Source organism: Allosphingosinicella sp. (assembly GCF_036403745.1).
In the GTDB taxonomy this organism is placed as follows: Bacteria; Pseudomonadota; Alphaproteobacteria; order Sphingomonadales; family Sphingomonadaceae; genus Allosphingosinicella.
The window spans coordinates 1-13015 of sequence record NZ_DASWQI010000052.1; the positions used below are offsets into that span (position 1 = coordinate 1).

A 13015-nucleotide genomic window follows, 5' to 3' on the forward strand; every position below is an offset into this window, starting at 1 on the left:
GACGCCGATGCCGTAGGCGGGGGTGGCGAAGTCGTTCCCGGCATAGAAGAGCCAGTAGCGGCCCTGCTGGCGAGTCACCCAGGGGCCCTCGATGAGATGGCCTTCCCAATCGAGATCGTTGGCCAGCACCACCACCGGCTCGCCGACCAGCGATTCGCCGTCCTCCGACAGGCGCTGGCCGCGGATCGGCGTGCGCATGGCCTCGACGATAGGCCCGGCATGGCCGCATTCCTCGAGCACGCGCCTCACCACCGGCCAATTGTCGAGCGCCGCCTCGATCAGCGGCTGCATCAGGAAGAAGCGCTCCATCGGCCGCCGCCCGTTCGCCCAGGGCTGGATCGCCGCGGCGAAGGCGGCGGTGCGGCGGTCGCTCTCGGTCGCGAAGAGCTGGTCGATCAGCTCCGGCCCCTCGCGCAGCAGGCCGGCGAGCGGTCGCGGCCAGATCCCGTTCGTGTCCTGCTTCCAGAACAGATAGCGCGCGCCGTCGGCATCGATGAGGAAATGGGCGTCGATGACCCCGCCGCTCTGCAGCGGCCGGCCGGGATCGTCGGCCATGCCGGTCGTGTTGACCCCGCCATCGGCGAGCAGCGGCCGGCCGATGTCGCGCCACGGGCCGAACGGGCTCGGCGCCTTGGCGAGGCCGATGGCGAGCGCATTGGTCTTCTGGCGCGCGGTGAAGCAGAGCCAATATTCGTCGCCGACCTTCGCCATCTCCGGCGCCCAGAAATCGCCGACATGGCGCCCCGTCGCGGTCCAGGCTGGTGCGGACCCTTCCGGAAACACGAAGGCCTTGTGCGTCCAGGTGACGAGGTCGTCGCTGTGCACGATCGGAAAGGCGTCGGCGCCGTCGTTCGAGGTGGCGACGAGGATGTAGCCTTCGTCGGTCTTGAGCACCGCCGGATCGCCATAGCCGGCATGGGTGCGGTCGGAGAGGTTCTCGACGATCAGCGGCCGCCAGTCGGGCTCAGGCCCCGCCGCCGGCGCGGGGCCCTCGTAGACGTGCGGGACGCGGGTGCCGAAATCGCGGGCGAGGGCGCGGTAGAAATCGATATAATGGGGATGCTCGCCGCCAAGCAGGCGATATTCGTGCCGCTCGCCCGTGTCCGCGCGGGCGACGGCGATGCGGCTCCCCTCGCCTTCCGCGGCGGTCTCGACCTCGAAGCGAATGTGCGACTCCATGGCGCCGCCCGATAGCGGCACCGGCCCGGAAAGAAAGGGGATAGCGGCGCCAAAGCCTTCGTGTATCACTTTACCCAGAGGGAGATTTCCGTGCCGAGCCTCGAGCTGACCGACATCCGCAAGGCCTTCGGCGCCACGCCGGTGCTGGACGGCGTGTCGCTCACCATGGAGGCGAAGGAGTTCATCGCCTTCCTCGGCCCCTCGGGCAGCGGCAAATCGACCCTGCTGCGCATCATCGCCGGGCTTGAGACGGCCGACAGCGGCGAAGTGCGGCTGGAGGGCGAGCGGATCGACACGCTGCCGCCGGGCAAACGCGGCGTCGCGATGGTCTTCCAGCATTACGCGCTCTACCCGCATATGAGCGTGCGCGAGAACATGGCGTTCGGCCTCAAGAACGCGAAGGTGCCGCGGGGCGAGATCGCCGCGCGGGTCGAGCAGGCGGCGCGGGTCCTCGAGATCGAGGCACAGCTCGACAAGAAGCCGGGGCAGATGTCGGGCGGCCAGCGCCAGCGCGTCGCCATCGGCCGGGCGCTGGTCAAGCAGCCCAGGCTGTTCCTGCTCGACGAGCCCTTGTCGAACCTCGACGCGGCGCTGCGCATGCGCACCCGCGTCGAGCTCGCGCAGCTGCGCCAGCGGGTCGACGCGGCAGTGATCATGGTCACCCACGACCAGGCCGAGGCGATGACGCTCGCCGACCGCATGGTGGTGATGAACGAGCGGAAGATCCAGCAGATCGGCGCGCCGATGGAGGTCTATCGCCGTCCCGCCAACGCCTTCGTCGCGCGCTTCGTCGGCTCCCCGGCGATGACGCTGGCGCCGGCGACACTGGTCGACGGCGAAGCGTTCGCCACGGTGCGTCTCGGCGACGGCTCCGAGGTCGCCACCCGCGTATCGCGGGCGGGGCTGCCGGAGGGCCCGCTCCAGCTCGGCGTACGGCCTGAAGGCGTTCGCATCGCCTCCGAAGGCGCCGCCGCCACGGTCGAGCTGGTCGAGCGGCTGGGCGAACGCACCTTGCTCTACGCCCGCCTTGGCGACGGCGAGGCGATCACCGCGGAGGACGAGGGCGACAGCCGGGTCCGCATCGGCGACAAGGTCATGCTGCGCATCGACGGCGCCGCCGCGCACCTGTTCGGCCCCGACGGCACCGGCTTCCACGCGGAGGAGGCGCGGACGTGAGGGGTTCGCGCGACCGTCTCGCCGGCTTCGCCTTCGTCGGCCCGTTCCTCCTCCTCTACACCGTCCTGCTCATCTACCCTCTGCTGATGGGCATCGGCCTCAGCTTCCACCGCGCCGACCTGTTCGGCGCGCGGCGCTTCGTCGGCCTCGAAAATTACGCCCGCGCCCTCGCGGACCCGATCGCCTGGCAGGCGCTGTGGAACACGTTCAAGCTCGCCGTGATGATCGTCCTCCCGCTCACCGCGATCACGCTCGGGCTGGCGCTCGCCCTCAACCGCGCCACCCGGGGAGCGGCGATCTTCCGCGGCATCTTCTTCGCCTCCTCGGTGCTGTCGGTGACCATCGTCACGTTGATCTGGCGCTTCATCCTGACGCCGGACGCGGGGCTCGTCGCCAAGATCGTCACCGCATTGGGCGGCACCCCGCCTCCGTTTCTCAGCGATCCGAGCCTCACCATCCCGGCGCTCGCGATCACCACCATCTGGTGGTCGGTCGGCTTTCCGATGATGCTGTTCCTCGCCGGCCTCCAGCAAATCCCGGCCGACATCTACGAAGCCGCCGCGCTCGACGGCGCCGGGCCCTGGACGCGGTTCCGCCGCATCACCCTTCCGTCGCTCCGGCGCACCGTCATCCTCGTCGTCATGCTGCAGACGGCGGCGCAGCTGCAGCTGTTCGGCCAGGCGCAATTGCTCACTGCCGGCGGCCCGAGCGGCGCATCGCGGCCGGTCGTCCTGCTCATCTTCGAAGTCGCCTTCGGCCGCTGGGAGCTCGGCTACGCCGCCGCGCTCGCCGAACTCCTCTTCCTCCTCGTCCTCTCGGTGACGCTGATCCAGTACTGGACCGTCGGCCGCGCCGCGAAGGAGGACCGGCGGTGAACCCGCGCGCGCGCCTCTCGCCGATCGCTCTCGTCGCCGTCACCCTCGGCGCGGCGATCATGCTGGCGCCCTTGATCTGGACGATCCTGCTGTCGCTCAAGGCCAATTCCGAGCTGATGCGCGACACCGCCAGCGCTTTCTCCGGGCCGTATACGCTCGAAAATTACCGGGCGATCCTCGTCGGCTCCTCGGTGCTGCACTGGCTGGTGAACAGCCTCATCGTCTCGCTCGGGACCACCGTTGGCGTGCTCATCCTCTGCTCGCTCGCCGGCTACGGCTTCGCCCGGCTCGATTTCCCGTTCCGCCGCACCCTCTTCATCTTCGTCCTCCTGGGGCTCGCCATCCCGGAGCAGGCCGTGATCCTGCCGCGCCACCAGCTCTTCGCCTGGCTCCACCTTCACAACAGCTATCCGGGCCTGATCCTCCCCGGCCTCGTCGCCCCGTTCGGCGTCTTCTTCATGACCCAATATTTCCGCGCCATCCCCGTCGAACTGGACGAGGCGGCGATGCTCGACGGCGCCTCCCGCTTCACCTTGTTCTGGAAGGTGCTCCTGCCCCTCACCCGCCCCGCCCAGGCCACACTCGGCGTCTTCACCTTCCTCGGCTCGTGGAACGATTATTGGTGGCCGCTCATCTCGGCGACGCGCAGCGCACGCTTCACCCTCACCGTCGGCCTCGCCTCGGCGCAGATGAACTACGCCCAAACCTCGGGCCTCGGCTTCCTGATGGCGCAGGCGGTGTTCGCCTCGCTCCCGATCCTCATCGTCTACATCATCTTCCAGAAGCAGATCGTAGCGGCGATGGCCGGCGCGGCCGTCCGGTGACGCGCCTGCGCAGCCTCGCCGCGGCCCTCGCCCTCGCCGCGCTCGCCGGCGGCTGCGGCACGGGGCCGAAGCGGACGGAGATCACGATCCAGCGCTTCTTCGGCGAATGCGGCGCCGTCTACGGCCACAGCATCGACGTCTCCGCCGCGGAGGGCGAGTGCGGCATCGTCACCACCCTCATCAACCGCTTCCAGGCCGAAAATCCCGACGTCCATGTCGACGTCAACGTCGTCGCCTGGCCCGGCTACCCGCAGCTCACCGCCCAGATCGCCGCGGGGGATCCGCCAGACCTCGTCACCATGCACCAGTCGGTCATTTCCGACTATCAGGGCCGTGGCCTCTTGGAGCCGATGAACGGGGTCCTCAAGGAGGCGGGGATCGGCCCCGACGCCATCACTCCCGCCGGCCTACGCGGCGTCACCAAGGCGGGGCACCTCTACGGCATGGCCTGGGACACGATCGGCGGCCTCTTCCACCTCAATACGAAGCTCTTCCAGCAGGCGGGCCTTTGGAAGGACGGCAAGCCGGTCCTCCCGACGTCCGCGGAAGAGCTCCTCGTCCAGGCGCGCCAGTTCAAGGCGCGCACCGGCAAGCCCTATCTCGTCCAGTCGGAGGTCAGCGACGCGGCGAGCTTCGTTCGCAACTTCTACGGCTATGCGATGGCGCAGGGGGCGGTCTTGTTCCCCGACCGGCGCAAGGCCCGCTTCAACACGCCCGAGGGCGCGCGCGTCGTCCAGCTGTTCCGCACCATCGAGCAGGAGAAGCTCACCACTCTCAACCAGGACACGCCCGCCGCGATCGCCAGCTTCATGAACGGCGAAGGCGGCATCTATCCCACGGGCACTTGGATGATCGGCTCGTTCGACCAGGAGGCGAAGACCGCGGGCCGGCCGCTCTACGGCGCCTATGGAGTCTACCCCTATCCGCGGCTGTGGGGGCACGACGCCGCCTTCGTCGACGGCCACGCCCTCGTCATGCCCAAGCGAAACCGGACGCCGGAGCAGGTCCACGCCGTCGCCCGCTTCCTCAAGTTCATGGCCGCGCACAATTACGACTGGACCCGCACCGGCCACCTCCCCGCCTTCCGCGCCGTCTATGCGAGCCCCCAGTTCAAGGCGCTGCCGCACCGCGCCGACATCGCCCCGCTCGCCGCGACCGGCGTGCAACTGCCCGGCTACGTCCAGCGCCAGTCGGCGATCCAGGGCCTGCTCGGGGAAGAGCTTACCTCCGCCGTCACCGGCACCAAGCCGATCGGCCGCGCTCTCAACGATGCCGAGCGGCGCGTGGACGAACTGCTCGATCAGATCCCCTGAAGCCCCGCCGTTCGGCCACCATGGTTAGCAAGTTCGGTTAAGACCTCCTTTACCATTCCCGTTTACCACGAGCCTCACTCGGGGGGGGTACGAACATGATCACGATGATAGCATTGCTGGCGGCGAGCCAGGTTCCACTCACGGTGGACGCCGACGAACTTCGCTGGCGGCGCTTCGTGCGCACCGCCGTCGCCACCGAAACGCCGTTCAGCACGCGGATGAGCGAGCTGCACCGGTCGGTGCGCCTGCTTCCCGCGGGGCACGCTGCGGGAACGCCGCGCGGCATCCCCGGTCCCAGGGGGCTCTGACGGATAGATCCAGGTTGCGGCTGCGTGCCGCTCCAGACATCTTCCGTTCATAATCCGGTCCCAAGAAGCGCCTTCCAGTCCGCGGGAGGAATCATGCACCGGAAGACGAAGACCGCCAGTCGCATCCTTTTGCCTCTGACCGTCTGCGCCCTCGCCGCGACGCCCGCTGCCGCCCAGCCGAGCTGCACCGGAAGGCCGAGCGACACCAAGCTCATCGTCCGGGTCGAGGGCGTCCGCTCCAGCGCCGGGCTGATGGCGGTCACGCTCTATGCCAACAATCCCAAGAAGTTCCTGGCGCGCCACGGCTCGCTCTACGTCGGCCGCTCGCAGGCCCACCAGGGGGTGACGGAGACCTGCATCTTCGTGCCCCAGCCCGGCATATACGCGATCGCCGCCTATCACGACGCCGACGGCAATCGTAAGCTCAACCGCAGCTTCGTCGGCTTGCCCCAAGAAGGATTCGGGTTCTCGAACAACCCCAACACCTTCCTCGGCATCCCCTCGTTCGGATCGGTGCGCTTCGCCGTCCGCGCGAGCGGCCAGAGGATCAGCCTGAAACTGCGCTACCCCTGAAGCCCAGGAGGGCCCGATGTTCCGTATCATCGCCATCTTCGCCCTCCTCACCCTCGTCAGCGGCGCCTTCGCCTTCGGCTGGATCGGCGACGAGGACGGCAACGAGTTCGCCACGGTCCTCTTCTGGGTCTGCGCCTTTATCCTCGCCGGCCTCGGCGTCCGCGCGATGATGCGCCCGACGCCCGAGCGGGGGTGACGCCGGCGCTCGTCCGCGGCTAGAGGCGTCCCCGAACCAACCTTGAGCGTTATACCAAGCGTGCCGCGTTATTATTTCAACGTCCGCTGCGACGGATCCGAGACCACCGACATGGTCGGCGAAGTCTGCGCGAACGATGTGGAGGCCCTCACCCTCGCCCTCAAGACCGCCGGCACCTGGCTCCAGCGCGCCGCCTTCACCCACCACAGCGTCCACGACGGCTGGGTCGAGGTGGAAGACGAGCATCATCGCGAGGTGATGAAGCTTCCGCTGTTGGCCGCCGCCTATTGAACGGCCCCCAGGTCGCTCTGCGAACGGCGCGCTGCTGCTGCTCTTCAGGCCGCCGATCAAAGTTTTGTTCAACCTCTCGCACAAGATCGGGTGACCGCTTCGACGGTGCGCACATGCCATGCGTGTTGTGTGTCTAAAAACGTGAGCATCTGAGACAGATCAGGGTGTGTTTCTTATCGCCTTGCCCGAGTTCATCCGATGGAGTAGCTTTGCCGGCTTCGTGTCGTGTGTGAGCGGCAGGGCCTCAAGGCCCGCTTCGGCTTGCCGGCATCTTGGCCGTTTCTGTCGCGGATGAGCGGCAGGACTCCCTTGGCCGGCAGATCTGCACAAGACGCGTATCGCCGCCGGGGGGAGAGGCGGAATGGACGATCGTGGCCGCGAAACGGCGACCTTGATCGTCTCAGGCTGATTCAGCGTGAGACGATCAAGGTCTAGATTGTGTGGACACTTTGCGCAGCCACAGGATGGTTGCGGCGAGTGTGACGACGGCAAGATAGTCTCGGGCGGTCTTCTCGAAGCGGGCCACGACGCGTCGGAACTGCTTGACCCTTGAGAAGCAGCATTCGATGAGGTGCCGCTGGGCGTAGAGCTGCTTGTCGAGCGGGTGCTTTCCGGCGCGCAAGGAGTTGATGGGGATGACGGCAAGCGCGCCGTTCTCCGCGATGAATCCGGCGCAGTGCTTGTTGTCGTCGGCGGCGTCGGCCACGACGATGTCGAGCTACAGGCCCTCGATGAGGGCTGCGCCTTGAGGCGCATCGCCGATCTGGCCGGCGGTCAGGTGGGAGCGCACGGCACAGCCGAAGCCGCGGACCGCCAGCTGAATCTTGGCGCTCAGACCGCCGCGCGAGATGCCAATGGCTTGATCTTCAGACCCCCTTTGTCGCCCCACCGCATGCTGGTGGCGCGAACGATGGTGGAATCGGCGATCAGATATTCGAAGTCCTCATCGTCAGACGTCGCTGCCCACCGCGAAGAATGAGCCGATCCATCGCCCGCATGACTGCTTCCGAAAGACAGCCTTGAATCAGACTTCCGCCACAATGGAAATCTCAACAGTCCACAAAATCTAGGGCTTAATGCCCCCGGTGGCCGCCGCCGCTGCCATGGTGGCCGCCGCTCGTGCCGCCGGTGCCGCCGGACCAGGTTCCCCCGGTGCCGCCCGTGCGTCCCGACCAGGTGCCTGTGCCGGTGCCGCCGCGGTTGCGATAGCCGTCCCAGCGCTGATTGGTCGGGTCGTTCCAGTTGCGCTGGCCCCAGCTTCCGCGGCGGCCTTCCCAATAGCGCCGGGTCTGCTCGTTCCAGGGGTAGCGGCGGCCGAGCCGGTCGTAGACGTAGAAGCCGATGCCCGGGTAGAAATAATCGCCCCACCAGCCCCAGTAGGGATCGCCATAGCCGTAGCCGCCATAGCCGGCGCCGTAGCCATAACCGCCATAGCCGCCGCCATAGGCGCCGCAGTCGTAATAATAAGGGTCGCAGCCGCCGCCGCCATAGCCGACCGAGACGCGGCCATAGCCGCCGCCATAGCCGTAATCCTCGGCGCAGGCGGAAAGGCCGGTGACGCCCAGAACGGCGATGGCGAGGGCGCGAAGGCGGGGATGGCGCATGAGCGAAACTCCGGGTGAAGAATGACGCGGCTCAAAACGAACGCCTCAACCTAGCGGTTCCTGAGGCCAAGCGAAACGACAAAGGGCGCCCGACCTCCCGGTCCGACGCCCCGTATCAGGACAATTCGTTAGGGTCGGATCAGGCCGAGCCCATGTCCGCCTCGGCACTGGCAGCGTCGCGCTTGGCCATATTCTCCGGATCGAGCACGCCGGTGCGGCGGACCGCGCGGCTGGTCGGGCCGTGCCAGATATTCTGGTAGGCGAGATAGGCGAGCACCGTCAGGAACAGCAGGAAGATCACGCTCGCCATGCCGGTGCGGTGGCGGTTCTCCAGCCGCGGCTCGGCCGTCCAGGTGAGGAAGGCGGCGATGTCCTGCGCCATCTGGTCGACCGTCGGCCTCGGGTTACCCGGCGCGTAGGTCACCTGCCCGTCCGAGCGCAGCGGCGGCGGCATCGCGATGTTCAAATTCGCGAAATAGGGATTGTAGTGGAGCGTCGGGCTCGGCCGGTTCTCGGCCGGGAGGTTCGCCGGCGGGTTCTGGTAGCCGGTGATCAGCGAGTAGACATAGGCCGCCCCGCCCTCGCGCGCCTTGGTGATCAGCGACAGGTCCGGCGGCAGCGCATTGCCGTTGCTGGCGCGCGCCGCGGTCTCGTTCGGGAACGGGCTGGGGAAATGGTCGGCCGGGATCGGCTTGCGCCCCTTGGGATCGCCGCTCTTCGGGTCGATGTCGGGGACCTGGGTCTGCCAGCCCTGGGCGAGCGCCTTCACCTCGGCCTCGTTATAGCCGAGCTCCTCGAGATTGCGGAAGGCGACGAAGTTCAGCGAGTGGCAGGAGGAGCAGACCTCCTTGTAGACCTGGAAGCCACGCTGCAGCTGCTGGCGGTCATACTTGCCGAAGGGGCCGTCGGACGCGAGGTGCAGCGCCTTGGGTTCCTTGTGGAACTCATGGACGACGTTGCGCTCCTTGGGCGTCGTCAGGAAGCTGTAGGCGCCGTGGCCGAACGACCAGGCGGCGACGAAGACCAACGCCAGGCCGGCCAGGATGCCGAGAATACGAACCATCGCCAGTCTACCCCTTAGTGCGCAGCCGCGGGGCGGTGCCCGCTGAGATCGATCGGGGCCGATTCAGCCGCCTCCCCATGGAGCACCGACGCGGTGATCGAGCTCGGCAGCGGCAGCGTCTTTTCGGTCCACGAGATGATCGGGAGGACGATCAGGAAGTGGGCGAAATAATACATGGTCGCGAGCTGGCTGATCATCACATAGGGCTCTTCCGCCGGGCTGCCGCCGCAGAAGCCGAGGACCAGCACGTCGACGACGAGGATCCAGAAGAACCATTTGAACGTCGGCCGGTAATTGCCCGAGCGGACCGGCGACGGATCGAGCCAGGAGAGGAAGAAGAGGAGGATGATCGCGCTGAACATGGCGATCACGCCCCACAGCTTCGCCGGCAGGATGAAGTCGGCGGTGAAGGCGCGCAGGATCGCGTAGAACGGCCAGAAATACCATTCCGGCACGATGTGCGCGGGCGTCGAGAGCGGGTTCGCCATGATGTAATTGTCGGCGTGGCCGAGATAATTGGGCGCGTAGAAGGTCACCGCTGCGAACAGCGTGATGCAGAGCGCCGCGAACCAGCCGTCCTTCGCCGTGTAGTACGGGTGGAAGGGCAGCGTGTCCTGCTCGCTCTGGACGTCGACCCCGGTCGGGTTGGACGAGCCCGGAATGTGCAGCGCCCAGATGTGGAGGATGACGACGCCGGCGATGACGAACGGCAGCAAATAGTGGAGCGAGAAGAATCGGTTGAGCGTCGCCTGGTCCGGCGCATAGCCGCCGAGCAGCCATTGCTGCACCGACGTGCCGACGACCGGTATGGCGCTGAACAGGCCGGTGATGACCTTGGCGCCCCAGAAGCTCATCTGCCCCCAGGGGAGCACATAGCCCATGAACGCGGTCGCCATCATCAGGAGCAGGATGACGAGCCCGAGCATCCAGACCAGCTCACGCGGCGCCTTGTACGAGCCGAAATAGAGGCCGCGGAAGATGTGGATGTAGGTGACGACGAAGAAGAAGCTGGCGCCGTTGGCGTGGAGGTAGCGCAGCAGCCAGCCCTGGTTGACGTCGCGCATGATCATTTCGACCGACTGGAAGGCGTGCTCGCCCGACGCGACATAGTGCATGGCCAGCACGATGCCGGTGACGATCTGGATGGTGAGCGCAAGGCCCGCCAGCACGCCGAAATTCCACCAGTAATTCAAATTGCGCGGCACCGGGTAGCCGCCGCCGACGGCGCCGTAGACGAGGCGCGGCAGCGGCAGGCGCTGATCGACCCAGCGCATCAGCGGGTGCTTGGGTTCGTAGCTCTTTGCCCAGGAAAAGCTCATCTCAGGCCACCTTGCCGACGGTAATCACGGTGTCCGACTTGAAGCTGTAATCGGGCACTTCGAGGTTCTTGGGGGCGGGCCCGCGGCGGATGCGCGCGGCGGTGTCGTAGGCCGAGCCGTGGCACGGGCAGAAATAGCCGCCGAACGGCCCTCGGCTCTCGCCCTCGCCGGCGCCCAGGGGAACACAGCCAAGGTGCGTGCACACGCCCATCGTCACCAGCCACATCGCCTTGCCGGGCTTGGTGCGCTCGGCGAGCGACTGCGGGTCGCGCAGTTCCCCCAGCGACACGGCATTGGCCTGCTTGATCTCGTCCGGCGTCAGGTGCCGGACGAACAGAGGCTGCTTGCGGAAGATGGTCTTGATCGCCTGCCCCGCCTGGATCGCCGAGATGTCGACCTCGATCGAGGCGAGCGCGAGCACGTCCGCGGAGGGGTTCATCTGGTTGAGCAACGGATAGAGGGTCGCGGCACCCGCCACCCCCGCCGCGGTCACGGCCGCGATATTGATGAAGTCGCGGCGCCGGACGCCGTCTTCGACGCCCGCGTCATGCGCTCCGCCTGTCTGTTCAACGCTCGCCATAGGATCCTTCAGCGCTTCGAACGGATGTGCGAAAGCCCCGCTGCGAGCCGCGAAAAACCGGCCGCGGCGAAGCCGCACAGCGCCGCGTCGGGGGTCCCCTGGCGGCTTGGCGGGCCTGATAGACGCGAGGGCGGCCCTTTGCCAACGGTGTTTTTGTGCGGGTGCGGCCGCGGTTCCGGGTTACTCCAGGCGAGCAGCTCCCGTCGGCGCTGCAACGCCGATGCGCGCCAGCCTAGGCGTCGTCGCCGCCGCTTCGGCTGAGGCGGCGATAAGCCTTCGCCACCGCCTCATATTTCTCGGCCAGGTCGAGGCACGCGCGTTTCGTAATCGGATCGCGGGCCGTGTGGGCACGCACCCGTTCCTCCTCCGCGCGGTCCATGAACCGCCGGAGCTGCTCCTTGCTCATTATCCCCTCGCCAAATTCTCGTGTCGCGGGAAGTGTTTAGCTCGATTCGCGGACGGCCGCCTTGACCTGGATCAGCGGTGGAAAATCGCCGTGCCGCGGACAATATTCGGCGTCCTGCTGATCGATGTGAATGCGGGTTCGCGCGGCCGCGGCCACAAGCGCGGCATGAGCAACCAAGACCTGATCGCCTACCACGCCACCCGCTCCCGCAAGGAGCTGAGCCTCGGGCTGATGTCCGACAACATGGCGGCGGCCCGATCGCACCTCAAGCTGTCGTCGCTCCATTATGCGCGCCTGTGCGAGCTGGAGGGACGGCCGCCGCGCGCGCGTCCGCCGTTCGTCCTCTAGGCCGAGCCCACGGCGCCGCGCGGTGAGCTCGCCAAATCGCGGTGCCAGCCGGTGCGGCTGATCCAGATCATGAAGAAAGCCTGTAGTTTCAGCGCTTTATCCCCGCACCAAAACCTATGTTTGAGACCCACCATCCTAAAGCAGGTATCGAACATCGTTAACGGCCAGTCGTCCGGTTGCCGTTCGGGGGTGCCTTTCAGGTGCTTCACCATAACGCGTTGTTTCGCGAGTCTTTCGATGTTCGAAGCTTCTTCCACACTCCTCTCGCTGGCGGACGGCCTCGCCGCCCGCGCCCCGCTGGAACCGGCCGACCGCAGCGCAATCCTCGGCCTGCCGCACAGCCTCAAGGCGATCGGCGCCGGCGGCCACATCCTGCGCGAGGGCGACCGGCCGACCCGCTGCCGGGTGCTCCTCCAAGGCTTTGCCTGCCGTCACAAGATCGTCGCCGGCGGCGCCCGCCAGATCGTCGCCATCTACGTCCCCGGCGATCTCATCGACCTCCAGAATTTGTTCGTCGCTTATGCGGACGACAATGTGCAGACACTGACGCCGGTGACCGTCGCGGCGATCCCCATCGAGGCGATCGAGCAGCTTGTCGAGCGGCGGCCGGCGATCGCCCGGGCGGTGATGGCGGCGGCGCTGGCCGAGGCCGCCATATTCCGCGAATGGCTCGCCAATATCGGCCGGCGCGACGCCCGCGGCCGGCTGGCGCACCTGCTGTGCGAAATGGCGATCCGCCAGAGCGGGGCGACGCCCGGCCCGGCCCGCCGCTACGAGCTGCCGATGACCCAGGAGCAGCTCGCCGATGTGCTCGGGCTCACCCCCGTCCACGTCAACCGCACCTTCCGCGCGCTCGAGGCCGAGGGGCTGATCGAGCGGTACAAGAGGTCGATCACGATCCCCGACTGGAACGCGCTCGCCTCCTCCGGCGACTTCAAGCCCGATTACCTCCACGTGGGG

General features: G+C 67.3%; 17 protein-coding genes and 1 pseudogene. 10 read left to right on the forward strand and 8 right to left on the reverse strand.

Annotated elements, in window-relative coordinates; all coding sequences use genetic code 11:
• Positions 1 to 1179, reverse strand: a 1179-nt coding sequence (locus VGC56_RS09860; protein ID WP_464124728.1) for a family 43 glycosylhydrolase, incomplete at its 3' end; no start/stop codon positions are given.
• Positions 1180 to 1269: 90 nt separating this feature from the next.
• Here VGC56_RS09860 and VGC56_RS09865 point away from each other — a divergent pair.
• The 8 genes from VGC56_RS09865 to VGC56_RS09900 all read left to right on the forward strand — a co-directional run bounded on the left by VGC56_RS09865 (position 1270) and on the right by VGC56_RS09900 (position 6735).
• On the forward strand, positions 1270 to 2355 hold the full coding sequence (locus VGC56_RS09865) for an ABC transporter ATP-binding protein (RefSeq protein WP_464124729.1): 1086 nt from the start codon (positions 1270 to 1272) through the stop codon (positions 2353 to 2355).
• On the forward strand, positions 2352 to 3230 hold the full coding sequence (locus VGC56_RS09870; RefSeq protein ID WP_464124730.1) for a carbohydrate ABC transporter permease: 879 nt from the start codon (positions 2352 to 2354) through the stop codon (positions 3228 to 3230). The genes VGC56_RS09865 and VGC56_RS09870 overlap by 4 nt, the downstream gene beginning before the upstream one ends.
• A complete protein-coding gene (locus tag VGC56_RS09875) occupies positions 3227 to 4054 on the forward strand; it encodes a carbohydrate ABC transporter permease (protein WP_464124731.1) in 828 nt (275 codons plus the stop codon). The genes VGC56_RS09870 and VGC56_RS09875 overlap by 4 nt, the downstream gene beginning before the upstream one ends.
• Positions 4051 to 5367 carry an ABC transporter substrate-binding protein gene (locus tag VGC56_RS09880; protein WP_464124732.1) on the forward strand — a complete coding sequence of 439 codons (1317 nt, stop codon included), beginning with the start codon at positions 4051 to 4053 and terminating at the stop codon, positions 5365 to 5367. The genes VGC56_RS09875 and VGC56_RS09880 overlap by 4 nt, the downstream gene beginning before the upstream one ends.
• A gap of 95 nt (positions 5368 to 5462) precedes the next feature.
• A complete protein-coding gene (locus VGC56_RS09885) occupies positions 5463 to 5675 on the forward strand; it encodes a hypothetical protein (RefSeq protein WP_464124733.1) in 213 nt (70 codons plus the stop codon).
• Positions 5676 to 5768: 93 nt separating this feature from the next.
• Complete coding sequence (locus tag VGC56_RS09890) at positions 5769 to 6248, forward strand: DUF2141 domain-containing protein (RefSeq protein ID WP_464124734.1); 480 nt, start codon at positions 5769 to 5771, stop codon at positions 6246 to 6248.
• A gap of 16 nt (positions 6249 to 6264) precedes the next feature.
• Positions 6265 to 6444 carry a hypothetical protein gene (locus VGC56_RS09895; protein ID WP_464124735.1) on the forward strand — a complete coding sequence of 60 codons (180 nt, stop codon included), beginning with the start codon at positions 6265 to 6267 and terminating at the stop codon, positions 6442 to 6444.
• Positions 6445 to 6504: 60 nt separating this feature from the next.
• On the forward strand, positions 6505 to 6735 hold the full coding sequence (locus VGC56_RS09900) for a DUF6894 family protein (protein ID WP_464124736.1): 231 nt from the start codon (positions 6505 to 6507) through the stop codon (positions 6733 to 6735).
• A gap of 424 nt (positions 6736 to 7159) precedes the next feature.
• Here VGC56_RS09900 and VGC56_RS09905 read toward each other — a convergent pair.
• From VGC56_RS09905 to VGC56_RS09930, 6 genes and pseudogenes are all read right to left on the reverse strand, one after another.
• A pseudogene (locus VGC56_RS09905) lies at positions 7160 to 7695 on the reverse strand (IS5 family transposase); the annotation flags it as partial.
• Between the two features lie 113 nt (positions 7696 to 7808).
• Positions 7809 to 8339 carry a hypothetical protein gene (locus VGC56_RS09910; RefSeq protein ID WP_464124737.1) on the reverse strand — a complete coding sequence of 177 codons (531 nt, stop codon included), beginning with the start codon at positions 8337 to 8339 and terminating at the stop codon, positions 7809 to 7811.
• Between the two features lie 139 nt (positions 8340 to 8478).
• A complete protein-coding gene (locus VGC56_RS09915) occupies positions 8479 to 9402 on the reverse strand; it encodes a cytochrome c1 (protein ID WP_464124738.1) in 924 nt (307 codons plus the stop codon).
• Positions 9403 to 9416: 14 nt separating this feature from the next.
• The gene (locus VGC56_RS09920; protein ID WP_464124739.1) at positions 9417 to 10721 is read right to left on the reverse strand and encodes a cytochrome b; all 1305 of its coding nucleotides are present in this window, start codon (positions 10719 to 10721) and stop codon (positions 9417 to 9419) included.
• Position 10722: 1 nt separating this feature from the next.
• The gene (petA, locus tag VGC56_RS09925) at positions 10723 to 11301 is read right to left on the reverse strand and encodes a ubiquinol-cytochrome c reductase iron-sulfur subunit (RefSeq protein ID WP_464124740.1); all 579 of its coding nucleotides are present in this window, start codon (positions 11299 to 11301) and stop codon (positions 10723 to 10725) included.
• Between the two features lie 232 nt (positions 11302 to 11533).
• On the reverse strand, positions 11534 to 11707 hold the full coding sequence (locus VGC56_RS09930; protein ID WP_464124741.1) for a hypothetical protein: 174 nt from the start codon (positions 11705 to 11707) through the stop codon (positions 11534 to 11536).
• A gap of 165 nt (positions 11708 to 11872) precedes the next feature.
• Here VGC56_RS09930 and VGC56_RS09935 point away from each other — a divergent pair, with 165 nt between their 5' ends.
• The gene (locus VGC56_RS09935; protein ID WP_464124742.1) at positions 11873 to 12055 is read left to right on the forward strand and encodes a hypothetical protein; all 183 of its coding nucleotides are present in this window, start codon (positions 11873 to 11875) and stop codon (positions 12053 to 12055) included.
• Here the strand turns inward: VGC56_RS09935 and VGC56_RS09940 are convergent.
• Positions 12052 to 12267: a hypothetical protein gene (locus VGC56_RS09940; protein ID WP_464124743.1), complete on the reverse strand. Its 216-nt coding sequence runs from the start codon at positions 12265 to 12267 to the stop codon at positions 12052 to 12054. The two genes, VGC56_RS09935 and VGC56_RS09940, sit on opposite strands and share 4 nt — an antisense overlap.
• A gap of 25 nt (positions 12268 to 12292) precedes the next feature.
• Here VGC56_RS09940 and VGC56_RS09945 point away from each other — a divergent pair.
• A partial coding sequence (locus VGC56_RS09945; RefSeq protein ID WP_464124744.1) for a Crp/Fnr family transcriptional regulator occupies positions 12293 to 13015 on the forward strand: 723 nt, incomplete at its 3' end.